Here is a 24,609-nt window from a genome sequence, read left to right on the forward strand (position 1 = left end):
CTGGCGGGTTTACCTGGCCGCCGACTTGCGCGCGCCAGTCTTCTTGGTGGTCTTCTTCGCGGCCTTTTTCGTAGCCTTTTTCGCGACCTTCTTCACCGCGGCCCTGCTGCCGGCGGCCTTCTTCGCCACCTTGCGGGTGGCCTTCTTGACCGCGGACCTGGTGGCCGCGGTCTTCCTGGCCACCTTCTTCACGGTTTTCTTGACAGCCTTCTTCGCGGTGGCCTTCTTCGCCGTCGCCTTCTTCGCGGCGGCCTTCTTCGCGGTGGCCTTCTTCGCCGTCGCCTTCTTCGCAGTCGCCTTCTTCGCCGTCGCCTTCTTCGCGGTGGCCTTCTTGGCGGTGGCCTTCTTCGCGGTGGCCTTCTTGGCGGTGGCCTTCTTGCCGGCGCCCTTGCGCTTCAGCGTCCCGGCCTCGGCCTTGGCGCTGGCACTGGTCGCCGCCAGGCTGCGCTTGGCCTTGGCCACGCGCTTGGTCACCGCCTTCTTCGCCTTGCCGGCGGACTTGGCCACGGCCTTCTCGGCCTTCTTCGCCGTGGTCTTCGCCGTCTTCACCGCGCTGGCGGCGCCCTTGGACACCGCCGCACCGAGTTCCTTCGCCTTGTCGGCGACGGCCTCGGCGGCATTACTGAGGGTCGTGGCGACCCCGTTGCCGTTGCTCATCTTGTTCCCCTCGTCGGTCGTGTGGCGGGCAAAGCGCCCGCGGGGCGAAATGTAGCGCGAAGCCGTTCGGTGCATGCAAACGCGGAGTCCACGGCGGTCCGCCCCCGCGCCCGGGCGCCGGCGGCGCGCGGGTCAGAACTTGCCGTAATAGCCTTCCTTGAGCGCGTCGAAGAGGTTGGCGGCGCTGTGCATCTCGCCGTCGTATTCGATCTCCTCGTTGCCCTTCACCTCGACCGTGCTGCCGTCCTCGAGTTCGAAGCGGTACAGGGTGTTCTCGAGGTCGGAATCCTTGACCAGCACGCCCTGGAACGCGGCGGGATTGAAGCGGAACGTGGTGCAGCCCTTCAGGCCCTGCGCGTGGGCGTACAGGTAGATGTCCTTGAAGTCCTCGTAGGGGTAGTCGGTGGGGACGTTGGCGGTCTTGGAGATCGACGAGTCGACCCACTTCTGCGCCGCGGCCTGCACGTCGACATGCTCCTTCGGGTTGATGTCGTCGGCGCTGATGAAATAGTCCGGCAGCTTGGCGTCCGCCTCCTCGCTGAACGGCATCGCCTTCGGGTTGACCAGCACCCGGTAGGCGAGCAGCTCGTACGAGAACACGTCGACCTTTTCCTTCGACTTCTTGCCTTCGCGGATCACGTTGCGGCTGTAGTGGTGCGCGAACGACGGCTCGATGCCGTTGGAGGCGTTGTTGGCCAGCGACAGGCTGATCGTGCCGGTAGGCGCGATGGAGCTGTGGTGGGTGAAGCGCGCGCCGGTCTCGGCGAGCTGCTCGACGAGCTCCGGGGCGACCTCGGCGATGCGCTGCATGTAGCGCGAGTAACGCGCGTGCAGGACCTTTCCGGGGACTTCCTGGCCGATCTTCCAGCCGTCTCGCGCCATCTCCGGGCGCTTGCGCAGCATCTCGGCGGTGACCTCGAAGCGCTCCTCCATGATCGGCGCCGGACCCTTCTCGGCGGCCAGCGCCAGGCCGGTTTCCCAGCCCGCCAGCGCCATGTCGCGGGCGATGCGCTCGGTGAACTCGCAGCTTTCCTTCGAGCCGTACTTCATGCGCAGCATGGTCAGCGTTGAGCCCAGGCCGAGGAAGCCCATGCCGTGGCGGCGCTTGCGGATGATCTCGCGGCGCTGCTCCTCGAGCGGCAGGCCGTTGACCTCGACCACGTTGTCGAGCATGCGCGTGAACACGCGCACGACCTCCTTGTATTCCTCCCAGTCGAACGTCGCCTGCTCGGTGAACGCGCCATGCACGAAGTTGGTCAGGTTGACCGAGCCGAGCAGGCAGGCGCCGTACGGCGGCAGTGGCTGCTCGCCGCAGGGGTTGGTGGCGCGGATGGTCTCGCACCACCAGTTGTTGTTCATCTCGTTGACGCGGTCGATCAGGATGAAGCCCGGCTCGGCGTAGTCGTACGTCGAGACCATGATCATGTCCCACAGGTGCCGCGCGCGGATGTGGCCGTAGACCTTGCACGCCACCAGGCCGTCGTCGCGGACGATGTAGCCGGCGTGCTGCGGCCATTCGCGCCACACCACCTGCGCGGGGTCGGCCATGTCGACGTCGTCGGTTTCCTTGTCGCTCACCGGGAACACCAGCGGCCAGTCGCCGTCGGCCTTGACCGCGTCGATGAAGCCGTCGGTCACCAGCAGCGACAGGTTGAACTGGCGCAGGCGCCCGTCCTCGCGCTTGGCGCGGATGAAGTCGCGCACGTCCGGATGGCCCACATCGAAGGTGCCCATCTGCGCGCCGCGGCGACCGCCGGCCGACGACACCGTGAAGCACATCTTGTCGTAGATATCCATGAACGACATCGGGCCGGAGGTGTAGGCGCCGGCACCGGCGACGAACGCGCCGCGCGGGCGCAGCGTGGAGAACTCGTAGCCGATGCCGCAGCCGGCCTTCAGCGTCAGCCCGGCCTCGTGGACCTTTTCCAGGATGCCGTCCATCGAATCGACGATGGTGCCGCTGACCGTGCAGTTGATGGTGCTGGTGGCCGGCTTGTGGGCCAGCGCTCCGGCATTGGACGTGATGCGGCCGGCGGGGATCGCCCCGCGGCGCAGCGCCCAGAGGAAGCGCTCGTTCCAGTGCTTCTGCTTGTCCGCATTCGGCTCGGCCTCGGCCAGCGCACGCGCCACGCGCTGGTAGGTGCCATCGATGTCGGCATCGACGGCATCGCCCTGCTTGGTCTTGAGGCGGTACTTCTTGTCCCAGATGTCGGCCGAGGCCGGCTGCATCGGGATGTCCTGCTCCTTGCCGGCCATGGTGTTCTTTACAGCCTCCAGGCGAACCGTGCTCATGCTGCTCCTATCTCCTCGTCGCTGCCCGGCTGCGTGTGCGCGGGCCCTGTCCTGTTGTGATGCCGGTCGCGGACCGCGGGGGGCGGATCGCGCCGACGGCAAAGCCGCTGGCGGGCAGCGCACGCCATGCGACATGTCATCGTTCGTGGTGGCCGGCTGCGAGGTCCTGCATGCGGAACCACCCCCCCGTGGATTCTGCGTTGCCGGGAGCCCATTCAACAACCACTGGGCCCTGCGTGGGTTTCAGACCCCAACATGTTGTGGCCGCGGGGAAGACGTTAAGCGCGAGCAGGGACGAAGTCAAATCCATTCCACGGCCTCCACGGGAAGCGCGTGCGGCTGCCGTTCGCACTGAACATGAGACGTACGACACACCCGCGTGGCCTCGACCCGCCCCCGGCGCCGCGCGACACTTCACGGCTCCCAGACCTCGCAACCGCCATAAAGAGACACCGATGCGCCCATCCACTCGTACCACCCTGTTCGCCCTGACCGCCGCGGCCGCCTTCGGTGGCTTTGCCGCGACCGCGATCCGCAGCGGCCTGGACAGCCCGGCGCAGGCGGCGCCTGCGTCCGCCGTGGCGTCGGTGCCGATGGTCGGGGGCCTGCCCGGCCAGGTGGCCGGCCAGGCCCTTCCGTCGCTGGCGCCGATGCTGCGCGGCGTCACGCCGGCCGTGGTCAGCGTGCATTCCCGGCAGCGCGTGCGCATCAACAACCCCTTCGCCAACGATCCCTTCTTCCGCCGGATGTTCCCGGACATCCCCGAGGAGCGGATCAACGAATCGCTGGGCTCGGGCGTGATCGTCGACGCCGCGCGCGGCTACGTGCTGACCAACCACCATGTGATCGAGGGCGCCGACGAGGTGTCGATCACGCTGGCCGACGGTCGCACGCTGGCGGCGGAGTTCGTCGGCTCGGACGGCGACACCGACATCGCGCTGATGAAGATCCCGGTGCGTCCCGACGGCACTCCACTGCAGGCGATGCCGCTCGCCGACAGCAACGCACTGGAAGTCGGCGATTTCGTGGTCGCGGTCGGCAATCCCTTCGGCGTCGGGCAGACGGTGACCTCGGGCATCGTGTCCGCGGTCGGGCGCAGCAACGTGCCCGGCGTGGGATTCCAGAACTTCATCCAGACCGACGCCAGCATCAATCCCGGCAATTCCGGCGGTGCGCTGGTCAACCTGCGCGGCGAACTGGTGGGCATCAACACCGCCAGCTTCAATCCGCGCGGCAGCATGGCCGGCAACATCGGCCTCGGCTTTGCGATCCCGGCCAACCTGGCACGCGACGTGATGCAGCAGCTGGCGTCCACCGGCGAGGTCCGTCGCGGCTCGCTCGGCCTCGACAGCCAGGACCTTGATGACCGCCTCGCGGCCAGCCTCGGCCTCGATGCGGGCAGCCGCGGTGCGGTGGTGACCCGCGTCTATCCCGGTTCCGCCGCGGCCGAAGCCGGCCTGCAGCCGGGCGACGTGATCGTCAGCGCCAACGGCCAGCGGCTCGCCAACAGCGAGGCGCTGCGCAACTTCCAGGGCCTGCAGCCGGCCAATGCCCGGGTCACGCTCGAGGTGCGCCGCGACGGCGCGACGCGCCAGGTCGCCACCACGCTGCGCGAGCAGCCGCGGGTGATCACCGGGCAGCAGCTTGACCCGCGCCTGTCCGGCGCCTCGTTCGCCGACCTCCCGGAGGCCCTGCGCCGCGGCGGCGCCGGTGGCGTGCTGGTCGAAAACGTGGCGCCCGACAGCCGCGCCGCGCGCAATGGCCTGCGCAGCGGCGACGTGGTGCTGGCCGTCGGGCGTGTACTCGCCGGCGACCTCGCCGGCCTGCGCACCGCGCTGGCCGATCCACCGCAATCACTTGTGCTGCGCATCCAGCGCGGTCGCAACCAGGGCAACCTGGCCATCGAATGACCCCCCAGAGAGAGATGACTGCAATGACCCCGACCCACACTGAAAACCTGAAGACCAACCTGTCCACCGCCGGCGGCCACGTGAAGCAGGCGGCCGTCGATTCCGCCGACGCGCTGCGCGGCGCGGCGGCCGCGGCCGGTGAAGAGCTGCGCCTGGGCAAGGCCAACCTCAAGTCGGACCTGGCCGACGGCGCGCTGGCCGGCCTCTCGGCCCTGGAAGAAGTGGCCGGTGCCGGCACCGAGAAGGTCGACCAGCTGCTCGACAAGGGCCGTGACCTGCTCGACAACGCCGCCGACCTGATCCGCGAGCGTCCGATCGCCTCCTTCGGCGTCGCCTTCGCCGCCGGCTGGATCATCGCCAAGCTCGCGCGCAGCGGCGACAAGTAATCCGGCGTGCAGGGAACCCCGCCCCCGTCCGCGCCGCCGGGCAGCACGCCCGGCGGCTGGTCCGACCCCGCGGCCCCGGGCCGCGATGATGCCGGCATGCCGGGCGCGGGCGCGTCCCGGCGTGCCGCGGACGGTGCCCCGCCCCCCGATCTCATCGAATCCCTGCGCGGCCTGCGTGACACCGGCAAGTCCGGCCTGGACGCCGCCGGCGAGGCCGCCAAGGCCTTCCGCAGCCTGGTGGTGGCCGATGTCTCGCTGGCCCGCAGCGCCGCCGGGCGCAGCATCGCGTTCGCGGGCGTGGCGGTCGTGTTCGGCGCGTCGTCCTGGCTGCTGCTGATGGCGGCGCTGATCGTGCTGCTCAGCAACCAGTTCGGCCTGCCGTGGTGGGTCGCGCTGTGCAGCTGCGCGCTGCTCAGCGGCGTGGGCGCCTGGCTTGCGGTGCGCAAGGCCGCCGACTATTTCGAACACACCCGCCTCAAGACCACGCGCCGCCAGCTTGCCCGCCTCGGCATCGGCGAGCTGTCGGAACTCGTGCCTGGCGCGGGTTCGGCCGAATCGGCCCGGGCCGCGGAAATCCGCGTGCGCGAAGAGGCCGAACGTGCACCGGTGCGCGACGAGCGCGGCGTGGACGTGACCCCGCCATGAGGAGACCAGGCCAGTGAGTTTCGACAAGCTGCTCGCCAAGGTGGAACAGGCCGAGGACGCCCTGGAGGCCCGCGAACGCCAGGTCGCGGCCGACTTTCGCGTGCTCGGCAGCACCTGGCGCGAGACCCTGACGCCGACCCGCATCGTCATCGCGGGCGCCCTCGCCGGCTTCCTGGTCGGGCGCGCGCGGCCGGTGCATGCCGCCGGCGCCATCGGCGGGGGCAGCGCCCGCTGGCTGCAGATGGCCAGCAGCGTGGCCGGCCTGGTCGGCGCGCTGCAGGCGAAGTTCGCGGCCGAAGGGGCCGAGAGCGCGGCGAAGGGGGCCGAAGCGGAAGTCGCGGCCGCCGCCGGGTCACCGGCCGGCGTGACCGAGGCCGCGGCGGCAGCGCCGCTGTCGCCAAGCGAACGCCGCTACAGCGCCGATCCGGCGTGGGACCGCCCGCCCGTTCCGGCCGAAGCCGCCACCGACGTTTCCGAACGACGCTGACCCGCGGGAGCGGATCCACATGAGCGAAACACCAGCGCCCGCCATGCCGGCGCCCCACACGCCGCCCGTGCCACCGGGCCAGGCGGTGATCCAGGCTGCGGCCGCCGGCGCCCCCGATGCCGTGCCGACGCGGCGTCCGGCGGCGTCGCCGGCCGCCCTGGTGCTGGCGATCCTCGCGATCGGCTACACGCTTTGGGTGGCACAGGGCGTGATCCTGCCCGTGCTGCTGGCGATGTTCTTCGCCCTGATCGGCAATCCGGTGATCCGGGCACTGCGCCGCCTGTACGTGCCGCGCTTCCTGGCGGCGCTGCTGGTGCTGGCCGGCGGCCTGGCCGGTGCGGGCCTGCTCAGTCAGCAGCTGCTGGCACCGGCGATCGACTGGATGCAGGAAGCGCCCAGGCAGATGCGGCAGCTCGGCAATGAACTGCGTGACCTGGCCAAGCCCGTGCACGAAGCCAACCGCGTGGCCGAGGACATCGCGCGCCTGGCCGGCGGCGAGGACGGCAGTCGCCGGCAGGAAGTGGTCCGCACGCAGGTCGACGACCCCTACGCGATCCTCAACAAGGCGCCGCGGGTGGTGGCCTCGGTGCTCGCGGTGGTGCTGCTGACATTCTTCTTCATGGTGTTCGGCGAGGACCTGCAGCGCCGCGCGATCGCGCTCCTGCCCACGCGGCAGCGGCAGCGGGTCACCGTGGAGATCATGCAGTCGGTGGAGCGCGAGATCTCGCGCTACGTGTTCACCATTTCCCTGATCAACGCCGCCGTCGGCCTGCTGCTGGCGGCGATCCTGCATGTCGGGCTTGGCGTGGGCCTGCAGGAAGCGCTGCTGTGGGGCACGCTGGCGATGCTGCTCAATTTCGCGCCGTACGTGGGGCCGATGATCGGCATCGTGGCGATGCTGGTGATGGGCTTCGTGACCTGGAAGGAGATCGGGCCGTCGCTGCTGCCGGCGGCGATCTATCTCGGGCTGCACACCCTGGAAGGGCAGATCCTCACCCCGCTGGTGCTTGGCCAGCGCATGCGCCTGTCGCCGCTGGTGCTGATCCTCGCGCTGATGGTGTTCGGGGCGCTGTGGGGCATCATCGGCCTGCTGCTGGCGGTCCCGCTGCTGGCCTGCGCGAAACTGGTGGTCTCGCGCATCGACGGACTCGAAGGCTGGGCCAGGCTGCTCGAGTAGGCGCCACGTACAATGGCGGCATGGGCTTCGACGTCCGCGCCATCACCCTCGACCTCGATGACACGCTGTGGCCGTTCGCGCCGATCGGCGTGCGCATCGAGCATGCGCTCGACGACTGGATGCGCGTGCACTGCCCGGCCACCGCCGCGATGTTCCCGGTCGCCGCCATGCGCGCGCTGCGCGAGCAGATGCATGCCCGCCACCCGCAGCTGGCGCATGACATGTCGGCGCTGCGCCGGCTGACGATCGAGCACGCGCTGCGCGAGAGCGGCGCCGACCTGGCGCTGGTGGACCCGGCGTACGAGGTGTTCTTCGCCGCGCGCAACGAGGTCGAGTTCTACCCCGAGGCGCGCGACGCCCTGGCGCGCATCAGTGCGCGCGTGCCGGTGGTGGCGCTGAGCAACGGCAACGCGGACCTCGGCCGCATCGGCATCCGCCACCATTTCGCCGGCAGCGTCAGCGCGCAGGAACACGGCGCGGCGAAGCCCGACGCGAGCATCTTCCTCGCCGCCTGCGCGCACGTGGGCGTCGCACCGGCCGAGGTGCTGCATGTCGGCGACCATCCCGAGGCCGACGTCGCCGGCGCCGCGCGCGCGGGGCTGCGCAGCTGCTGGATCAACCGCCGCGGCGCCGACGGACGCCTGGCCCCCTGGCGGCACCGCTCGGCGACGCCCGACCTGAATTTCGACACCCTGTCCGGACTGGCCGACTGGCTGGAGGCGGCGACCGCCGCGCCGGGCGACGACACACGGAGTACCCCCGCATGAGTTCCACGCCGACCCACGCGCCTGCCGACGCCACGTCCGCCGCACAGCCGCTGCACCTCGTCGACCGCGACGGGCTCGCCACCTGGCGTGCCGCGCAGCCGGCTGCCGTCGGTGCCTGGCTGGATGCCAACCGGTTCGATGCCGCCCCTGGCAGCCACCTGCTGCTGCCCGCCGGCGACGCCCGCACCGCCAGCGCCGTGCTCGGCATCGGTGACCGCCTCGACCCCGCCAGCTACGCGCACGCGCCGATGGCGCTGCCCGGCGGCGACTGGGTGCCGGCGGCCGCCCTCGACGACGCTGCACTGCACGCCCTGCAGCTCGGCTGGGGCCTCGGCAGCTACGGCTTCGACCGCTACAAGGCGCGCGCGCGCGCGCCGGCGCGGCTGGTGCTGGCGCAGCCCGATGCCGAAGCCCGCGACATCCTCGCCGCCTGCGTGCGCGTGCGCGACCTGGTGAACACGCCGACGCAGGACATGGGACCGGAGCAGCTCGAGGACATCGCGCGCGGCATGGCCGAGGTGCACGGGGCGGCGTTCGAGGCGATCACCGGCGACGACCTGCTGGCCCGGAACTTCCCGGCAATCCACGCCGTCGGCCGCGCTTCGCACCGCGCGCCGCGCCTGCTGGCGCTGCGCTGGGGCGACGCGTCGCACCCGCACGTGGCGATCGTCGGCAAGGGCGTGTGCTTCGACACCGGCGGCCTGGACATCAAGCCCGCCGATGGCATGCGCAACATGAAGAAGGACATGGGCGGCGCCGCGCACGCGCTCGCGCTGGCCGAACTGGTGATGGCGCGCAGGCTGCCGCTGCGCATCACCCTGCTGGTGCCGGCGGTGGAGAACGCGATCGGCCCGGACGCGTTCCGCCCTGGCGAGGTGATTGCCACCCGCACCGGGGTGAGCGTCGAGATCGACAACACCGACGCCGAGGGCCGCGTGATCCTGGGCGATGCGCTGGCCTATGCCGGCGAACAGGCGCCCGACCTGATCCTCGACTTCGCCACCCTCACCGGTGCCGCGCGCATCGCGCTCGGCCCGGACCTGCCGGCGCTCTTCAGCAATGACGACGCGCTGGCGCAGGCCTGGCTCGACGCCGGCATGCAGGTCCGCGACCCGCTGTGGCGCATGCCGCTGTGGCGCCCCTACCTGCGCTACCTGACCAGCAAGGTCGCGGACATGGCCAACGCCGGCTCGAAGATGGCCGGCAGCGTGACCGCGGCGCTGTACCTGGAGCGCTTCGTGCCCAAGGACATGCCGTGGGCACACCTCGACACCTACGCCTGGAACGACAGCGACCGCCCCGGTCGCCCGGCGGGCGGCGAGGCGCTCGGGCTGCGCGCCGCCTACGCGATGCTCAAGGCACGCGCCGCCGGCTGAGGTCCGATTCTCGGGGCCCGTGTGGACGTGGCCCGGAGGCCGTGGCCGTGAGGCCTTCGCGGCTCATGTCCCCCGGCATCCGCCTCGCGGCGGATGCCTCCTCCTTGACTTCCCCGCGAAGGCCTCACGGCCACTTCGGGGCGCGGTCGCGGCGGGGGGGCCGACAGAGCAGAGCAGAACAGAGCAGAGCCAGGCACAAGATCGCGAGGTGTGCCTCTCCAACCCCGCGTGCTGCGACGTACCGGGTGCCAATGCCCTTGAGGGCGAAGTCAAGGAGGAGGCGATGGCCGCAGGCCATTGCCGGGGGACATGAGTCCTCAAGGGCATTGGTACCCGGCGCAAGCGCCCGGCCCCACACCGGCGCAGCGCGCTACAGCCAGCCCTTCTGCCGCGCGAGGCGGTACGCCTCGATGCGGTTGCCGACGCCGAGCTTGCCGATCGCCTCCGACAGGTAGTTGCGCACCGTGCCGTGCGACAGGCCGAGCGTGGCGGCGATCTCGGACGCCGCCTGGCCCTCGCCGGCCAGGCGCAGCACCTGGCGCTCGCGTTCGTTGAGCGGGTCGGCCTCCGACCAGGCCTCGAGCGCCAGCTGCGGGTCGATCGCGCGGCCACCGGCGTGCACCCGGCGCAGCGCCTCGGCCAGCCGCTCGATCGGCGCGTCCTTCAACAGGTAGCCGTGCACGCCGGCATCCAGCGCGCGGCGCAGGTAGCCGGCGCGGGCGAAGGTGGTGACGATGACGACCCTCGTCGCCAGCCCGTGGCGCTGGATGCGCTGCGCGAGTTCCAGGCCGGTAAGGCCGGGCATCTCGATGTCGGTGACCAGGAGATCCGGGGATGTGCGCTGCAGGTCGCGCCAGGCGGCCTCGCCGTCCGCCGCCACCGCCACCACCTCGATGTCGTCCTCCATCGCCAGCAGCGCCGCAAGCGCGCCGCGCAGCAGGGCCTGGTCCTCGGCAAGCGCGATGCGGATCATGCGCCGCCACCCGTGGCGGGGCGCAGGCCGGCGTCGGCAATGCCATCAGGGTGGTCGTGGTCGGGGCCGTGCTCGTTGTCGCCGGCAGGCTGCGCCGGGAGCGGCAGCCAGGCCTCCACCAGCGTGCCGTGCCCGCCTGCCGGGCCGATCTCCAGGCGTCCGCCGAGCACCTCGACGCGCTCGCGCATGCCACCCACGCCGTTGCCGGGCACGATCGCGCCGCCGCGACCGTCGTCGCGGATGCGCAGCGCGATGCCGTCGTCGGTGGCGCGCATGCTGATCTCCGCGCTTTGCGCGCGCGCGTGGCGCTGGATGTTGGTCACCGCTTCGCGCAGCACCAGCGCCAGCGTGTTCTCCACGCGCGGCGGCAGCGCACCGCCGGCCAGTCCCCTTTCATCCCAGTCGTGGCGCAGCGCCACGCCGTCGCACTCGAGCAGCAGCCTGGCCGAGGCCAGTTCGGCGGCGATGCCCGCCGCGCGGATGCCGCTGACCGCCGAACGCACCTGCGCCAGCGCGTCGCGTGCGACGCGGCTCACCGCATCGATCTCCGCGCGCGCCGCCGCCGGGTCGCGCTCCACCAGGCGCGCCGCCAGGTCCGACTTCAACGCCACCAGCGACAGCGTGTGACCGAGCAGGTCGTGCAGGTCGCGGCCGATGCGCTCGCGCTCGGCGAGCGCGGCCAGGCGGCGCACTTCGTCGTGCGACAGCCTGAGTGCGGCATCGGTGGCGTGGTTGGCGTGTTCGACATGCACCACGGTGCCGACGATCAGCGCCACCAGCGGCAGCCACACCACCGCCTGCCACGGATACCCGAGCCACAGCGCGAAGCCGACGAACGCGGCATTGAGCACGGCCAGCAGCAGCAAGTAGCGGAGCAGCGAACGCGCGCGCTGGCTGCGCAACATGACGCAGCCGAACACGAAATAGCTCATGCCCGACGCGTACCAGGGCAGCAGCAGCGTCGCGAGCGCAATCATCGCCATCGCGGGTCGCCAGGCCTGGCGCTCCGGGCGCAGCAGCACCAGCGCGTACAGCAGCACGAACAGCGGGTAGGAGAGCAGCGTCAGCAGCACCCAGCGCGCGCTGTAGCCGTCCGGCGTGAACAGCGGCGTGGTGAACACCCACGCCGACCACATCAGGTGCACCCATTCGGTCCAGGCCGAACGGCCCTGCCGCCGCGCCGTCGCCAGCGCCGAATCGGGCGCCGGCCGCAACCAGGCGCGCCAACCGGGCAATTTCGCGTTGGGCGCGCCTGCATGATCCATGGCGCGATGATGCGCCACTCAGCGCAGCTCGACCTGGTCGATGTACAGCTCGAACGCACCCTGCGGCTGGCCGGCGGTGATCGCCAGCGCACGCAGCGTGGCGACGTCGGCACCGGCAAATGCCGCCAGCGGGATCCGCACCTCGCGCCATTCCGGTCCGGCGGTGAATGCCTGCATGCTCGGCATCGCCTGCATCGACGGCCCCGAGAACAGCATCACCTGGTAGCCGCGGCCGTCACCACGTGCCTGGAACACCAGCTCGCTGCGCGCCGAGGCGTCGACCGGCTGCATCGGCTGCGCGCCGGGATGGAACATGGTGCCGGCCCAGGGGAAGGCGAAGCCGGGGCGGATCTCGCCCGCCACACGCAGCGCGCCGCGCGAACCGGCCGCGCCCTCCGCCGCCCAGGCCTGCTCCGCGATCGAGGTGCCGCCGGCCATGGCATCGGTGGTGAGCTGCCAGCCGTGGCCAAAGCGCACGCCGGTGCCGCCGTCCTCGAAGTCGGCGAGCAGCGCGCCGGCGGCGATCGCCGGCGCGGTGGCCGGCTGGTCCATGCGCGGGCGCGCGACGGCGTGGCCGTTCTTCCAGATGCCGGCAATGGCGCGCGTGGCGGCGATGTCGGCGGTGGGATCGCCATCGACCAGCAGTACGTCGGCCCGCAGTCCGGGCGCGATGCGGCCGCGGTCGTCGAGACCGAAGCGGCGCGCCGGGACCGACGTGGCCGCGGCCAGTGCTTCGACCGGCGTCAGGCCGGCGCGCACCAGCAGCGCCAGCTCGCCGTGCACGCTGGCCCCGTGCGCGGTGCCGGGATTGCCGGCGTCGGTGCCGGCAAGCACGTCCACGCCCGCGGCATGCAGCGCGGCGACGCTGCGCAGGGCGTTGTCGAATGCCGCCGGCCGCGGCGCGCCGGGGAACGTGGACTGCAGCGCGCTGCGCTGCTCCACGCCCAGCCACGGCGCCAGGCGCATGTCCGCCGCAAGCGCGCTGCCGCTGGCGTCCTGCGCGAACCCGGCGATCACCGACAGCGTCGGCACCACGAACGCGCCACTGCGACGGGTCGCGGCGACGAAGGCCGGCGATGCGGCGGCATCATGGAACACGTGCACCAGGCCGTCCGCGCCGGATTCGACCGCATGCAGCGCATCCGCCTGCGACGACGCATGCACCACGGCGCGCCGGTCGTGCGCATGCGCCGCGGCGATCGCGGCGGCGACCTGCGCCGGGGTGATCGTCGGCAGGCGGCGCTCGGCGGAGTGGGTGCTGAAATCCTCGACGATCAGCTTGATGTAGTCCGAGCCCTCGGCGACGCGCGCGGCGACGAAGGCCGCGGCATCGCCGTCGGCGGCAAGCGTGGGCACCGGGAAGCCGTACTGCGTGCCGTGCCCGCCCGCGGTTGTCACGGTGGCGCCGGCGGTCCACAGGTCGGACTGTGCGGTGGCATCGAGCGATTCGCGCTGCGCGCGCAGCGCCGGGATGCGGTTCCAGTCGCCGAACATGTCGAGCTCGGCGGTGACGCCGAAGCGCAGGGCGTCGCGCTGCGCCTCGCCCCAGCTGTGCGTGTGCGCGTCGATGAAGCCGGGCAGCAGGGTCCGGCCCGCGCCGTCCACGACCCCGATGCCGGCCGGGATGGCGGCGCCGGCACCGACCGCCGCGATGCGGCCATCGCGGACGACGACGTTGGCGGCGGGCAACACCCGCTCGCCGTCGAACACGCGCACGCCGGTAATGGCGAAGGCGGCGCCCTCGCCTCCCGATGGCAATGCGGCGACGGCGACGGCGCGCTGCGTGTCCGGCGACGGACCCTGGGCCAGCACGGCACCGGCAATGGCGGCGGCGATGGCGCCCGCGGCGAGGATTTCAGGCCAGCGATTCATGGCAACACTCCTTGGGACCAGCAGCGAAGGCAAACGGATGGGGGTCAGCCATGACGCGCCAGGCGCGCCCGGGCGAGGACTAAGAAGCCGATCGTGACCACCGCCAGCACGCCCAGGTGCAGCGCCGCCGGCTGGCCGGCGTCCATGCCCACCACCTTCAGCGCGAGCTGGCCATGATGGTAGGACGGCCACACCGGTGCCAGCCGGGCCAGCGCATCCGGCAGCATCGCCAGCGGCAGCCACAGCCACCGCGGTGCAGCTCGAGGTCGACGCCATCGAGCGCGACGACCGCGCCATGGCGCCTGCGCGCGCCCTTCAGGTGGGCGAGTGGCGCGTGATCGGACGGGTACATGCTGGGACCCTCGGCGAATGGACGACGCCATGTTGGTCGCCGTGCGCACCGGCCGGCAGTCGCGGCGGTCAGGCATCGCGGGTGACAGGCGTCACCTGACACCGCATCCTGCGGCGGACACACTCGGTCACACTCCGCAGCGTCCCTCCGTCCAGATGACCATATGAACACCAACGCCGACCTGCTCAGGGAATTGAGGATCGACCGCAAGGCTCCGCCGCCGCCATCGCGGCGCGGGCTGTGGATCGGCATCGCCATCGCCATCGTGCTGCTGCTGGTCGCCGGCGCGGCATGGGCACTGCTGGCCCGCGACCGCGGCGTCGAGGTGCAGACCGCGCCGGTGGTCGCCTCCTCGGGCGGCGGCGGCGGCGCCGCGTCGGTGCTCGACGCCAGCGGCTACGTGGTGGCGCGGCGCATGGCGACGGTGTCGTCGAAGATCACCGGCCGCGTGCGCGAGGTACTGATCGAGGAAGGCCAGCGCGTCGAGGAAGGCCAGGTCATGGCGACCCTCGACCCGATCGATGCCGACGCACAGCGCGACCTCGCGCAGGCCCAGCTCGGTGCCACCCGCAGCCAGGCCGACGGCATCCGCGCGCAGCTGGTCGAAGCCGAGGCCAACGCCCGGCGGCTGTCGTCGCTGGTGCAGCAGCAGCTGGTGTCGCGCGCGCAGCACGAACAGGCGATCGCTGCGCGCGACGCGCTGCGCGCGCAGCTCGCCACCGCGCAGCGCAATGCCCAGGTCGCCAGCCAGCAGCTGCGCATCAGCGGCATCGGCGTCGACAACACCGTGGTGCGCGCGCCATTCGCCGGCGTGGTGATCGCCAAGGCCGCGCAGCCCGGCGAGATCGTGTCGCCGCTGTCGGCCGGCGGCGGCTTCACCCGCACCGGCATCGGCACCATCGTCGACATGGACTCGCTCGAGGTCGAGGTCGACGTCGGCGAGGCCTACATCGGCCGCGTGCAGCCGAAGATGCCGGTCGAGGCCACGCTCAACGCCTATCCCGACTGGAAGATCCCGGCCGAGGTGATCGCGATCATCCCCACCGCCGACCGGGGCAAGGCCACGGTCAAGGTGCGCGTGGCGCTGAAGGACAAGGATCCGCGGATCGTGCCGGACATGGGCGTGACCGTGAGCTTCCTGGAGCGCGCCCCCGAAGCGGCCGCCGACCAGCCGCGCGGCGTGCGCGTGCCGGCCGCGGCGGTCGCGTCGCGCGACGGCGGCGATGTCGCCTTCGTGGTCGCCGCCGACGACCGCGCCGAACTGCGCGGCATCCGGACCACTGCGGGTGGCAGCGGCGGCGACCGCCAGGTGCTGTCCGGGCTCGCGCCCGGCGAGACCGTCGTGCTCGATCCGCCCGATGACCTGCGCGACGGTGACCGGCTGCGCATCGCCACCGATTGACCGCGACACCCTTGCAACCAACACGAGGCATGGCCATGACCACCCTGGTATCGATCCGCAACCTGACCAAGTCCTACCAGCGCGGCCCGGAGAAGGTCGAGGTGCTGCACGGCCTGGACCTGGACATCGCCGCGGGCGATTTCGTCGCGCTCATGGGGCCGTCCGGCTCCGGCAAGACCACGCTGCTCAACCTCATCGGCGGACTGGATGCGCCCACCGGCGGCGAGATCGAGATCGACGGCCAGCGGATCGACAGCATGGGCGCTGGGCAGCTGGCGAGCTGGCGCAGCCGCAACGTCGGCTACGTGTTCCAGTTCTACAACCTGATGCCGGCGCTTACCGCGCAGAAGAACGTCGAGCTGCCGCTGCTGCTGACGAAACTCGGCGCAGCACAGCGCAAGCGCAACGCGCAGATCGCGCTGCAGCTGGTGGGCCTGTCCGACCGCACCACGCACAAGCCGGCGGAACTCTCCGGCGGCCAGCAGCAGCGCGTGGCGATCGCGCGCGCGATCGTGTCCGACCCGACGATCCTGATCTGCGACGAGCCCACCGGCGACCTCGACCGGCAGTCCGCGGAGGACATCCTCAGCCTGTTGCAGGAACTCAACCGCACGCACGGCAAGACCATCGTCATGGTGACCCACGACCCCAAGGCCGCCGAGTACGCCAGCCACACCCTGCATCTCGACAAGGGCAGCCTGGTCGAGCAGCAGCACCACGCGGCCTGACGCAGCACCGAGGACGCCGACATGAAGTATTTCCACCTGGTCTGGGCCGCGCTGTTCCGGCGCAAGACCCGCACCTTCCTGACGCTCGCCTCGATTGTGGCGGCCTTCCTGCTGTTCGGCCTGCTCGACGGGATCCGCTCGAGCTTCGCCCAGCTCGGCCAGAACGCCGACGGTGCGCAGCGGCTGCAGACCTCGTCGAAGCTCTCGTTCATCGAGACCCTGCCGATCTCGCTGCAGGGGCGCATCGCCAACATCGACAACATCGAGGCGGTGACCTACGCCAACTGGTTCGGCGGCACCTACCAGGGGCCGAAGAACCAGTTGTTCACGTTCGCGGTGGCGCCGAACTACCTGGACCTGTACCCCGAGATCGAAGTCGATCCGGCACAGGTCGAGGCCTGGAAGCGCAACCGCACCGGCATGCTGGTCGGCGAGACCATGATGAAGCGCTTCGACTGGAAGGTCGGGCAGCGCGTGCCGCTGCAGTCGGGCATCTATCCCAACAGCGATGGCAGCCTGGACTGGGCGTTCGACATCGTCGGGGTGCTGCGCGCCAAGGACAAGAAGAGCGCCGGGTTCACCGAGGCCTTGATCCTGATGCACTACGACTACTTCGAGGAGTCCACGCCGTATGTGGACGGTGACGTCGGCTGGTACATCAGCCGGGTCTCCGACGTGCGCCGCAGCGACGCGGCGGCGAAAGCGATCGACGCGCTGTCGCTCAACTCGCCGCACGAGACCAGGTCGATGAGCGAGCAGGCGGCGATGGCCTCGCAGCTCAAGCAGATGGCCGACGTCGGCCTGATCGTCGGCTCGATCATGGGCGCGGTGTTCTTCACCCTGCTGCTGCTCACCGGCAACACCATGGCGCAGGCGGTGCGCGAGCGCACCTCCGAACTCGCGGTGCTGAAGACGATCGGGTTCTCCAGCAGCAGCGTGCTGTGGATGGTGCTGGCGGAATCGATGCTGATCGTGGTGATCGGCGGCGTGCTCGGCCTCGGGCTCGCGGCGGTGATCGGGCCGGCGGTGTCGGCCGGCAGTGGCGGCATGATCAGCCTGCCGCCGGTGGGCCTGCAGAGCTGGCTGCTGGGCCTGGTGCTGATGCTCGCCATCGGCCTGCTGGTGGGGGCGTTGCCGGCGATCCGCGCCATGCGCCTGAACATCGTCGACGCCCTGGCGGGTCGCTGAAGACCCATCCCGAGGACATGCAGATGAATCGTTTGAAGAAGATGCTCCGCGCCGCCGGCCTGGTCCTGCTGATCGCCCTGGTCCTCGCCGCATGGATCCTGCTGCCGTGGTGGGTGCTGCTGGGCGCGGCCGCGGCGTTCGCCCTGTGGATGCTGCTGGCCCGCAGCGGCCGGCAGGCGGCCTCGGTCACCATGGTCGGGGTGAGCACGCTGTCGCAGCGCATCGGCTCGTCCTCGGTGGTGATCGTGGGCATCGCCGGCGTGGTCGGCGTGCTGGTGGCGCTGCTGGCGATGGCCGAAGGCTACCGGCACACGGTCAGCAGCAGCGGCGACGAACGGACCGCGATCGTGCTGCGCGGTGGATCGGCGGCAGAACTGATGTCGGTGATGACGCGCGACGCGATCACCACCATCGAGCGCGCCCCCGAGATCGCGCGTGATGCCGACGGACGGCCGATGGCGTCGCCGGAACTGGTGGTGGCGGCCAACCTGCCGGTCCGTGGTGGCGGCGCCGACGAGGATGGCAGCGTGCAGCTGCGCGGCGTCGGCGACATGGCCTGGGCGGTGCGGCCGGACCTGGAGATCGTCGAGGGTCGGCGCTTCGAACCCGGAAAGCGCGAACTGGTGGTCGGCAAGGGCGCGCGCCGCCAGTTCACCGGCCTCGACCCGGGCAGCGAACTGCGCCTGGGCACCCAGCCGTGGACCGTGGTCGGCGTGTTCGAATCCGGCGACTCGATGGAGTCGGAGATCTGGGCCGACGCGGAGGTGGTGGCCTCCACCTACGGTCGCGGCAGCAGCCGCGCCTCGGTGTTCGCGCGCCTGTCCGATCCGTCCGCGTTCAACGCCTTCAAGGCCACGCTGGCCGCCGACCCGCGGCTGCAGGTCGAGGCCAAGACCACGCTCGACTACTTCCAGGACCAGTCGGAAGGGGTGTCCAAGGTGCTGCGCATCATCGGCATCGTGGTCGGCTCGATCATGGCGATCGGCGCCGTGTTCGGCGCGCTCAACACCATGTTCGCCAGCGTCGCCTCGCGCGCGCGCGAGATCGCCACCCTGCGCGCGATCGGCTTCCGCGGCGTGCCGGTGGTGGTCGCGGTGCTGCTGGAGACCATGCTGCTGGCGGCGCTCGGCGGCGCGCTGGGCGGCGCGATCGCCTGGCTGGTGTTCAACGGCTACACGGCATCCACCCTGGCCGGTGGCGTCGCCCAGCTCTCGTTCGAGTTCAAGGTGTCGCCCGCGCTGCTGTGGGAAGGCCTGAAATGGGCGCTGGCGATCGGATTCGTCGGGGGCCTGTTCCCGGCACTGCGCGCGGCGACCATGCCGGTGACCGACGCCCTGCGTGCGGCATGACCGGCCGCGACCTCCAGGCACTGTCGAACGCGGAACTGGAGGCGCGCCTGCAGGACCTGCAGCGGCGCGCGTTCGAGGCCTACGAGGATGCCGCGCTCGCGGCCGAGGCGCGCGACGACCGCAAGGCCTACGCGCGCGCCGAGGCCGAGGTGGCGCCGCTGATCGCCGAGGCCCGCGCGGCCAACGACGAGCGCGTGCGGCGGCTGCGCCGCAGGGCGCGCGCATGGCGCAACGCGGGGCTGGCGATCGCGGTCGCCGGCAGCGCGGCGATCAGCTGGATCGCGCTGCGGGCCTGAGCCGGGCGGCGATGCGCGCCGCCTGCAGGCGCAGGTCGGGCACGGCGATGCTTTCCCACTCCGCGCCGATGCGCAGGCTGCCGATCGCGAACAGGTGTGCGCCGGCCGTGCCGTGGCGGTCGCGAAGCGCACCGTCGCCATCGACATCCACGCCGAGGCCGAACGGGCCGGGCCGCGCCAGGCCGGCTGCCAGCAGCGACGCCTGCAGCGCATCGCCCGCCACCGGGAAGCGCGACTGGATGCCGGTGGCGTTGACCACATGGTCCACCTGCCAGCAACGCGCCGCGCCGGCCCCGTGCGCCGCCGCGTGCAGCACGACCTGCCCGCCGTCCGCGGTGATCGCCGCCAGCCGCGCGGCGTCCACGCGCAACTGCCCGTCCGCGCGCATCGCATCCAGCATGTCCACGACCTGCGGCGCGATGCGGTGCCGGTGGACGTCCCAGCCGCGCACCACGTGGCGCAGGAAGCGTGCCTGGTCGGCGGGCGACAGCGACTGCCACAGCCGCACGCCGTACGGGCGCAGCGCCTGCATCACGCCTTGCCACGGCAGGCCGCCGGCCATGGCCTCCGCCGCCAGCGCGCGCAGCCGGCGCATGCGTGCCCGCAGCGGCAGCATCGCCAGTGCATCGATGTCGACATCGAGCGCCATGTGCGTGGGCTCGTGCGGCAGGGGCAGCAGGGCGTGCCGCGACAGCGCGGTGATGGCGCCACGATGTTGCTGCCCGCGCAGCGCCAGCACGATGTCGACCATGCTCAAGCCCGTGCCGACGATGGCGACACGCGCGTCGGGCGGGATCGCGGCGATCGCCGCCAGGTCCCAGGCCTCGCAGACGCGCGCCGCGACCTCCGCTGGGACGGGCCACGGCAGCGGGCGCGACGCATTGCCGGTGGCCAGCACGCAGGCGCGGGCATGCAGGCGTTCGCCCGACGCCAGCAGCACCGTGCGCCCGGCGTCTTCGCAGGCGACCGCGTGCTCGTGCACGTGCACGACCGAACCGCTGGCGGCCGCGTCCGCGAGGCGCGCGGCGAGGTAGTCGCCGAAGCGGCGGCGCGGCATGAAGTCGTGGCCCACGTCCGCGGCGCCCTCGCCATCCACGGCCTGCAGCCACGCCACGAAATCGCCCTGCAGGTCCGCGTGCCAGCCCATGCGGTCGGCGGTGACGTTGAGCAGGTGCTCGTCGCGGGTGGTCGAATACGCCACGCCGCGCGCCAGCGCCGCGCGCGGCTCGACGATGGCGATGCGCATGCCCGGGTCGCGCGCCAGGCAGTGCATCGCCACCAGCGCGCCCGCGGCGCCGCCGCCGATGATGGCGAGGTCGTAGGGTGCAGGCGTCATGCGCGGCCGCCCAAGCGCGCGCGGCGGATGCCGTCGATCATGAATACCGCCAGCGCCGCCCAGATCAACGCAAAGCCGATCGCGCGGTCGCGGTCGAAATGCTCCTGGAACACCAGCAGCCCGATCAGGAACTGCAGCGTCGGCGCGATGTACTGCAGCACGCCGACCATCGACAGCGGCACGCGCCGCACCGCATAGGCGAATCCCACCAAAGGCAGCGCGGTCAGCGCGCCGCCGAGCACCAGCAGCAGGTCCACGCCCACTCCCCAGCCGCCGACGAAGCCGCCGGTGCCCTGCCATTCAAACCAGGCCAGCGCCGCCAGCGCCGGCAGGAACAGGTACGCGCTTTCCACGCCAAGGCCGGCGACGGCGTCGACCGCGGCGAACTTGCGGATCACGCCGTACAGCGCGAACGAACCGGCGAGGGTCAGCGCGATCCACGGGAAGCTGCCGTAGTTGAACGTCAGCCAGGCGACGCCCGCGGCGGCGATCGCCACCGACAGCCACTGCACCGGATTGAGCCGCTCGCGCAGGAACACCACGCCGATCACCACGTTGAGCAGCGGATTGATGAAGTAGCCGAGACTGGTCTCGATGACGTGGCCAGCGTTCACCGCCCAGATGTAGAGCCCCCAGTTGAACGCGATCAGCAGGCCGCTGGCCGCGAGCATCGCCGCCAGCCGCGGCTGCGCCAGCACCGCGCGCAGCCAGCCGCCGCCCCGCTTCCAGAACAGCCAGGCGGCCACCAGCACCGCGCTCCACACGATCCGGTGCAGCACGATCTGCAGCGACGGCACCACCTTGAGCAGGTGCCAGTACAGCGGCATCACGCCCCACAGCACGAACGCGCCGACCGCCATCCACACGCCCTTGCCGTCGAGCCGTGTCACGGCTCGGGCGTGCCGGCGACGGCAGCGGCCGCGCGCGGACGGCCGCGCAGCGCCTTGCCCACGGTGATCACCACCACCCCGCCCAGGATCACCACCATCGCGCCGATGTCATGGCCACTGAAGCGTTCCGCCGCCAGCCACGTGCCGAGCAGCACCGCGATCACCGGATTGACATAGGCATAGCTGCTGGCCAGCGTGGTGCGCACGTTCTGAAGCAGCCACGCATAGGCGGTGAAGCCGACGATCGAGCCGAATACCGCCAGGTAGGCCAGCGCCAGGCTCGCCTTCGGCGTGGGCATGGCCGTGATGCGCTCGCCGAAAACGAGGCCCGCGACCAGCATCAGCACGCCGCCGCAGAGCATCTGCCCGGCCGCCGCCATGAATGGCGTCGGCAGCGCACGGCCGCGGCTCCAGACCGAGCCCCAGGCCCACGCCAGCGGCGCGACCAGCAGCGCCAGCATCCCCTGCGGCGAACCGGTGAGCGAACTGCCCGCGTTGAGCCACAGCACGCCGACAAAGCCGATGCCGAGTCCGGACAGTTCCAGCCGCGTCGGCCGCTCCCCGCGCAGGCTGGCGAACAGCGCGATCCACAGTGGCGCAGACGCCACCGCCACCGCCGCCAGGCCTGACGACACCGTCTGCTGGGCGATGCATACCATGCCGTTGCCGAGTCCCAGCAGCAGCAGGCCCATCACCGCCAGGTCGCGCCATTGCGCGCGCGTCGGCGCGGGCACGCCGCGCAGGCGCAGGAAGGCGTAGAACACGCCACCGGCGGCCAGGAACCGCACGCCCGCCATGAGCAGCGGCGGATAGCCGCCCTCCAGCGCGAAGCGGATCGCCAGGTACGTCGAACCCCACACGAGGTACACCGCCGCGAGCGCAAGCACGACGGACGGCCCGGTGGCGTTGCGTGGAGCCGGAAACGGGGCAGCACCCATGCAAGGTCCAGGGCGTAGGAGTATCGGAGGGGGAGAAGCGCGGCCGGGACGGGCCTGGCGGCGGCCGGGCACTGCAGGCTCACGCCGCGCCGAAGCGCGGCAGGCGTTTCAGCGCGCCCAGAGCCCGGGGCCGGTTGACTCCGGCAACACGGTCGACGACAGCTTGCGGTCGGCATCGAGCAGCCGCACCGCATCGGCCAGGATCGCCGCCGACTCGCGCAGCAGCGGATCCGGGCGCTTCTCGGCAGCGGCTTCGCGCGCGGTGTCCTGGGCGATGTCGCGTTCGTTGGCGGTCAGGCCGTCGTCGCTGTCGATGTCGGCCAGCGGGTCGAGCTGCAGGCCCAGGCGCTTGCGCTCGGCCTGGCGCTCCTTGCGCTTGGCGTCCTGGCGGTCGCGCTCGGCACGGCGCTCGGCCACGTTGAGCGAGATGTACTTCTTCTCGGACTCGGCGCGGAACTCGGCCACGTCCTGCGAGAACCAGCGGAACTCGTGGTCCTTCGCCACGCGTGCGGCGTGCAGCGCGTCCAGGCGCGGCAGCAGCGGCGCGAAATTGCCGTAGCGCGTGTGCGGCACGGCGGCGATGCGCGTCCACGGCAGCGCGTTGTCGTAGGTGCTCTCGCCGAACACGCTGGCATCCACCGTCACCGGGAAGCTGATGTCGGGCACCACGCCCCTGTTCTGCGTGCTGCTGCCGCCGGGCAGGAAGAACTGCGCGATGGTCAGCTTGACCTGGCCGTAGCGCTTGCCTTCGTTGGCCGGCCAGCGGTCGAGGTCGACCAGGTTCTGCACCGTGCCCTTGCCGAAGGTGGTCTCGCCGATCACCAGCCCGCGGCCGTAGTCCTGGATGGCACCGGCAACGATTTCCGAGGCGGAGGCCGAGCCGCGGTTGACCAGCACCGCGAGCGGGCCGTCCCACGACACGCCGGCCTTGCGGTCCGCTTCCACGCTGACGCGGCCACCGGACTCGCGCACCTGCACCACCGGGCCCTGGTCGATGAACAGGCCGGTCAGTTCGACCGCCTCGTTCAACGAGCCGCCGCCGTTGCTGCGCAGGTCGAGCACCACGCCGTCGACCGCCTGGGTCCGGAACGTGCCGAGGATGCGCGCCACGTCGCGCGTGGCCGACGCATAGTCGCCGTCGCGGCTGCGGCGGCCCTCGAAGTCCTGGTAGAACGCCGGCAGCTCGATCACGCCGATGCGCTTGGCCGGCGCGCCCTGCACGCCCGGAATGTCGAGCACCTTGGACTTGGCCGCCTGCTCCTCGAGGCGCACCTTGGCGCGCGTCAGGGTGATGCGCACCGGCGCGCTGTCGAGCACGGCTTCCACCGGCACCACGTCCAGGCGCACCTGGGTGCCGGCCTTGCCCTTGATCTTCTCGACCACGTCATCGATGCGCCAGCCGATCACGTCCTCCATCGGCCCGCTCGTGCCCTGGCCGACGCCGACGATGCGGTCGCCGGGCGTGAACTTGTTGCTGGTCGCGGCCGGCCCGCCGGGAATCAGCTCGCGGATCACGACCACGTCGTCCTGGCGCTGCAGCTGCGCGCCGATGCCTTCCAGCGACAGCGACATGCTCTGCGTGAACAGCTTGGCGGTGCGCGGGTTGAAGTAGTCGGTATGCGGGTCGATCGACGCGGTGTAGGCGTTGAGGAAACTCTGGAACGCGTCCTCGCCATTGAGCTGGGCGATGCTGGTGGCGATGTTGGCGTAGCGCTTGTCGAGCGTGGCGCGGATCTCGGCGGCACTCTTGCCCGCCAGCGTCAGGCGCAGCCAGTCGTTGCGCACTGATTTCCGCCACAGCCCGTCAAGCTCGGCGCCATCGGCCGCCCACGGCGCGTCCTCGCGGTCGTAATACCAGCGTTCGTCACTGTTGAAGTCGAAGATGTCCTGCTTGAGCAGGCCGCGCGCATACGCGACGCGCTCGTCGACGCGCTGCTTGTAGAGCGCGAAGATCTCGAAGGCCGGGCCCACGTCGCCCTGGCGCACGGCATCGCCCATGCGCGGCTCGTAGCGCGCGAAGCGCGCAACGTCGCCGGCGGAGAGGAACAGCTTGTTGCCGTCGAGCGATTCCAGGTAGCGCTTGAAGATGTCGGCCGACATCGCCGCGTCCAGCGCGCGCGGGCGATAGGCATAGCGGCTGTCGGACAGCAGGCCGTAGACCAGCTTGGACGTGGTGGCGTGGTCGGCCGTCGGCACGGCCGGGATGGCGCCGCCGTCGGCGCGCGCCATCAGCGCCAGCGGGGTGGCGAGTGCCAGGACGATCGCGGAGATGGAAATGGCTTGCCTGGCTTTCATTCGTATTCGCTCGTTGCTCGCGGTGCGG

Annotated in this window: 22 protein-coding genes; 12 read left to right on the forward strand and 10 right to left on the reverse strand. The window is 71.4% G+C overall.

Going from position 1 to position 24,609, the window contains the following annotated elements; all coding sequences use genetic code 11:
- Positions 1 to 9: 9 nt before the first annotated feature.
- Together IDM46_RS11800 and IDM46_RS11805 are read right to left on the reverse strand one after the other, a co-directional pair.
- Entirely contained in the window at positions 10 to 657 is a 648-nt protein-coding gene (locus IDM46_RS11800; protein ID WP_185115813.1) for a histidine biosynthesis protein HisIE, read from the reverse strand.
- 132 nt (positions 658 to 789) lie between these two features.
- The gene (locus IDM46_RS11805; RefSeq protein ID WP_185115814.1) at positions 790 to 2,949 is read right to left on the reverse strand and encodes an adenosylcobalamin-dependent ribonucleoside-diphosphate reductase; all 2,160 of its coding nucleotides are present in this window, start codon (positions 2,947 to 2,949) and stop codon (positions 790 to 792) included.
- A gap of 455 nt (positions 2,950 to 3,404) precedes the next feature.
- On the opposite strand from IDM46_RS11805, the gene IDM46_RS11810 reads away from it, so the two are divergent.
- From IDM46_RS11810 to IDM46_RS11840, 7 genes are all read left to right on the forward strand, one after another.
- Positions 3,405 to 4,859, forward strand: a complete 1,455-nt coding sequence (locus IDM46_RS11810; protein WP_185115815.1) for a Do family serine endopeptidase — start codon at positions 3,405 to 3,407, stop codon at positions 4,857 to 4,859.
- A gap of 23 nt (positions 4,860 to 4,882) precedes the next feature.
- The gene (locus tag IDM46_RS11815) at positions 4,883 to 5,245 is read left to right on the forward strand and encodes a hypothetical protein (protein ID WP_182824563.1); all 363 of its coding nucleotides are present in this window, start codon (positions 4,883 to 4,885) and stop codon (positions 5,243 to 5,245) included.
- Between the two features lie 96 nt (positions 5,246 to 5,341).
- Positions 5,342 to 5,890 (forward strand): phage holin family protein, encoded by a 549-nt coding sequence (locus IDM46_RS11820; protein WP_255486536.1) that lies wholly within the window; start codon positions 5,342 to 5,344, stop codon positions 5,888 to 5,890.
- A gap of 13 nt (positions 5,891 to 5,903) precedes the next feature.
- A complete protein-coding gene (locus IDM46_RS11825; protein WP_185115816.1) occupies positions 5,904 to 6,377 on the forward strand; it encodes a hypothetical protein in 474 nt (157 codons plus the stop codon).
- A gap of 19 nt (positions 6,378 to 6,396) precedes the next feature.
- On the forward strand, positions 6,397 to 7,554 hold the full coding sequence (locus IDM46_RS11830; protein WP_223877970.1) for an AI-2E family transporter: 1,158 nt from the start codon (positions 6,397 to 6,399) through the stop codon (positions 7,552 to 7,554).
- 20 nt (positions 7,555 to 7,574) lie between these two features.
- Entirely contained in the window at positions 7,575 to 8,321 is a 747-nt protein-coding gene (locus IDM46_RS11835; RefSeq protein ID WP_185115817.1) for an HAD family hydrolase, read from the forward strand.
- The gene (locus IDM46_RS11840) at positions 8,318 to 9,697 is read left to right on the forward strand and encodes a leucyl aminopeptidase family protein (RefSeq protein ID WP_185115818.1); all 1,380 of its coding nucleotides are present in this window, start codon (positions 8,318 to 8,320) and stop codon (positions 9,695 to 9,697) included. Before IDM46_RS11835 ends, IDM46_RS11840 begins: the two co-directional genes overlap by 4 nt.
- A gap of 370 nt (positions 9,698 to 10,067) precedes the next feature.
- On the opposite strand, the gene IDM46_RS11845 is transcribed toward IDM46_RS11840, so the two are convergent.
- From IDM46_RS11845 to IDM46_RS11860, 4 genes are read right to left on the reverse strand one after another with little or no spacing between them, the layout of a single operon-like run.
- Positions 10,068 to 10,670: a response regulator transcription factor gene (locus IDM46_RS11845; RefSeq protein WP_182824555.1), complete on the reverse strand. Its 603-nt coding sequence runs from the start codon at positions 10,668 to 10,670 to the stop codon at positions 10,068 to 10,070.
- On the reverse strand, positions 10,667 to 11,935 hold the full coding sequence (locus IDM46_RS11850; protein WP_185115819.1) for a sensor histidine kinase: 1,269 nt from the start codon (positions 11,933 to 11,935) through the stop codon (positions 10,667 to 10,669). The genes IDM46_RS11845 and IDM46_RS11850 overlap by 4 nt, the downstream gene beginning before the upstream one ends.
- Positions 11,936 to 11,953: 18 nt before the next feature.
- Positions 11,954 to 13,807 carry a CIA30 family protein gene (locus IDM46_RS11855; protein WP_185115820.1) on the reverse strand — a complete coding sequence of 618 codons (1,854 nt, stop codon included), beginning with the start codon at positions 13,805 to 13,807 and terminating at the stop codon, positions 11,954 to 11,956.
- 44 nt (positions 13,808 to 13,851) lie between these two features.
- Positions 13,852 to 14,034: a hypothetical protein gene (locus IDM46_RS11860; protein WP_185115821.1), complete on the reverse strand. Its 183-nt coding sequence runs from the start codon at positions 14,032 to 14,034 to the stop codon at positions 13,852 to 13,854.
- 288 nt (positions 14,035 to 14,322) lie between these two features.
- Between IDM46_RS11860 and IDM46_RS11865 the strand changes: the two genes are divergently transcribed.
- The 5 genes from IDM46_RS11865 to IDM46_RS11885 are packed head-to-tail and all read left to right on the forward strand — an operon-like array spanning position 14,323 to position 19,122.
- Positions 14,323 to 15,561, forward strand: a complete 1,239-nt coding sequence (locus IDM46_RS11865; protein WP_185115822.1) for an efflux RND transporter periplasmic adaptor subunit — start codon at positions 14,323 to 14,325, stop codon at positions 15,559 to 15,561.
- Positions 15,562 to 15,596: 35 nt separating this feature from the next.
- Entirely contained in the window at positions 15,597 to 16,289 is a 693-nt protein-coding gene (locus tag IDM46_RS11870; RefSeq protein WP_185115823.1) for an ABC transporter ATP-binding protein, read from the forward strand.
- Between the two features lie 21 nt (positions 16,290 to 16,310).
- Positions 16,311 to 17,477, forward strand: a complete 1,167-nt coding sequence (locus IDM46_RS11875; RefSeq protein ID WP_185115824.1) for an ABC transporter permease — start codon at positions 16,311 to 16,313, stop codon at positions 17,475 to 17,477.
- A 23-nt stretch (positions 17,478 to 17,500) separates the two neighbouring features.
- Positions 17,501 to 18,826 (forward strand): ABC transporter permease, encoded by a 1,326-nt coding sequence (locus IDM46_RS11880; RefSeq protein WP_185115825.1) that lies wholly within the window; start codon positions 17,501 to 17,503, stop codon positions 18,824 to 18,826.
- On the forward strand, positions 18,823 to 19,122 hold the full coding sequence (locus IDM46_RS11885) for a hypothetical protein (RefSeq protein WP_185115826.1): 300 nt from the start codon (positions 18,823 to 18,825) through the stop codon (positions 19,120 to 19,122). Before IDM46_RS11880 ends, IDM46_RS11885 begins: the two co-directional genes overlap by 4 nt.
- Here the strand turns inward: IDM46_RS11885 and IDM46_RS11890 are convergent.
- The 4 genes from IDM46_RS11890 to IDM46_RS11905 all read right to left on the reverse strand — a co-directional run bounded on the left by IDM46_RS11890 (position 19,097) and on the right by IDM46_RS11905 (position 24,581).
- A complete protein-coding gene (locus IDM46_RS11890) occupies positions 19,097 to 20,458 on the reverse strand; it encodes an FAD/NAD(P)-binding protein (RefSeq protein WP_185115827.1) in 1,362 nt (453 codons plus the stop codon). The genes IDM46_RS11885 and IDM46_RS11890 overlap by 26 nt on opposite strands.
- Positions 20,455 to 21,318, reverse strand: coding sequence for an EamA family transporter RarD (gene rarD, locus IDM46_RS11895; protein WP_185116093.1), 864 nt, complete (start codon positions 21,316 to 21,318; stop codon positions 20,455 to 20,457). Before rarD ends, IDM46_RS11890 begins: the two co-directional genes overlap by 4 nt.
- A gap of 26 nt (positions 21,319 to 21,344) precedes the next feature.
- On the reverse strand, positions 21,345 to 22,286 hold the full coding sequence (yedA, locus tag IDM46_RS11900; RefSeq protein WP_182824533.1) for a drug/metabolite exporter YedA: 942 nt from the start codon (positions 22,284 to 22,286) through the stop codon (positions 21,345 to 21,347).
- Positions 22,287 to 22,394: 108 nt separating this feature from the next.
- Positions 22,395 to 24,581 (reverse strand): carboxy terminal-processing peptidase, encoded by a 2,187-nt coding sequence (locus IDM46_RS11905; RefSeq protein ID WP_185115828.1) that lies wholly within the window; start codon positions 24,579 to 24,581, stop codon positions 22,395 to 22,397.
- Between the last annotated feature and the right edge of the window lie 28 nt (positions 24,582 to 24,609).

Source organism: Luteimonas sp. MC1825, assembly GCF_014764385.1.
Lineage (GTDB): Bacteria > Pseudomonadota > Gammaproteobacteria > Xanthomonadales > Xanthomonadaceae > Luteimonas.

Excerpts from the sequence above, each read along its gene's own strand:
- IDM46_RS11830 (WP_223877970.1), top strand. The coding sequence starts at position 6,397 with ATGAGCGAAACACCAGCGCCCGCCATGCCGGCGCCCCACACGCCGCCC.
- IDM46_RS11810 (WP_185115815.1), top strand. The coding sequence starts at position 3,405 with ATGCGCCCATCCACTCGTACCACCCTGTTCGCCCTGACCGCCGCGGCC.
- yedA (WP_182824533.1), bottom strand. The coding sequence starts at position 22,286 with ATGGGTGCTGCCCCGTTTCCGGCTCCACGCAACGCCACCGGGCCGTCC.
- IDM46_RS11805 (WP_185115814.1), bottom strand. The coding sequence starts at position 2,949 with ATGAGCACGGTTCGCCTGGAGGCTGTAAAGAACACCATGGCCGGCAAG.
- IDM46_RS11875 (WP_185115824.1), top strand. The coding sequence starts at position 16,311 with ATGAAGTATTTCCACCTGGTCTGGGCCGCGCTGTTCCGGCGCAAGACC.
- IDM46_RS11905 (WP_185115828.1), bottom strand. The coding sequence starts at position 24,581 with ATGAAAGCCAGGCAAGCCATTTCCATCTCCGCGATCGTCCTGGCACTC.
- IDM46_RS11845 (WP_182824555.1), bottom strand. The coding sequence starts at position 10,670 with ATGATCCGCATCGCGCTTGCCGAGGACCAGGCCCTGCTGCGCGGCGCG.
- IDM46_RS11865 (WP_185115822.1), top strand. The coding sequence starts at position 14,323 with ATGAACACCAACGCCGACCTGCTCAGGGAATTGAGGATCGACCGCAAG.
- IDM46_RS11800 (WP_185115813.1), bottom strand. The coding sequence starts at position 657 with ATGAGCAACGGCAACGGGGTCGCCACGACCCTCAGTAATGCCGCCGAG.
- IDM46_RS11880 (WP_185115825.1), top strand. The coding sequence starts at position 17,501 with ATGAATCGTTTGAAGAAGATGCTCCGCGCCGCCGGCCTGGTCCTGCTG.
- IDM46_RS11840 (WP_185115818.1), top strand. The coding sequence starts at position 8,318 with ATGAGTTCCACGCCGACCCACGCGCCTGCCGACGCCACGTCCGCCGCA.
- IDM46_RS11870 (WP_185115823.1), top strand. The coding sequence starts at position 15,597 with ATGACCACCCTGGTATCGATCCGCAACCTGACCAAGTCCTACCAGCGC.
- IDM46_RS11860 (WP_185115821.1), bottom strand. The coding sequence starts at position 14,034 with ATGCTGCCGGATGCGCTGGCCCGGCTGGCACCGGTGTGGCCGTCCTAC.
- IDM46_RS11815 (WP_182824563.1), top strand. The coding sequence starts at position 4,883 with ATGACCCCGACCCACACTGAAAACCTGAAGACCAACCTGTCCACCGCC.
- IDM46_RS11850 (WP_185115819.1), bottom strand. The coding sequence starts at position 11,935 with ATGGATCATGCAGGCGCGCCCAACGCGAAATTGCCCGGTTGGCGCGCC.
- IDM46_RS11835 (WP_185115817.1), top strand. The coding sequence starts at position 7,575 with ATGGGCTTCGACGTCCGCGCCATCACCCTCGACCTCGATGACACGCTG.
- rarD (WP_185116093.1), bottom strand. The coding sequence starts at position 21,318 with ATGGCGGTCGGCGCGTTCGTGCTGTGGGGCGTGATGCCGCTGTACTGG.
- IDM46_RS11820 (WP_255486536.1), top strand. The coding sequence starts at position 5,342 with ATGCCGGGCGCGGGCGCGTCCCGGCGTGCCGCGGACGGTGCCCCGCCC.
- IDM46_RS11855 (WP_185115820.1), bottom strand. The coding sequence starts at position 13,807 with ATGAATCGCTGGCCTGAAATCCTCGCCGCGGGCGCCATCGCCGCCGCC.
- IDM46_RS11890 (WP_185115827.1), bottom strand. The coding sequence starts at position 20,458 with ATGACGCCTGCACCCTACGACCTCGCCATCATCGGCGGCGGCGCCGCG.
- IDM46_RS11885 (WP_185115826.1), top strand. The coding sequence starts at position 18,823 with ATGACCGGCCGCGACCTCCAGGCACTGTCGAACGCGGAACTGGAGGCG.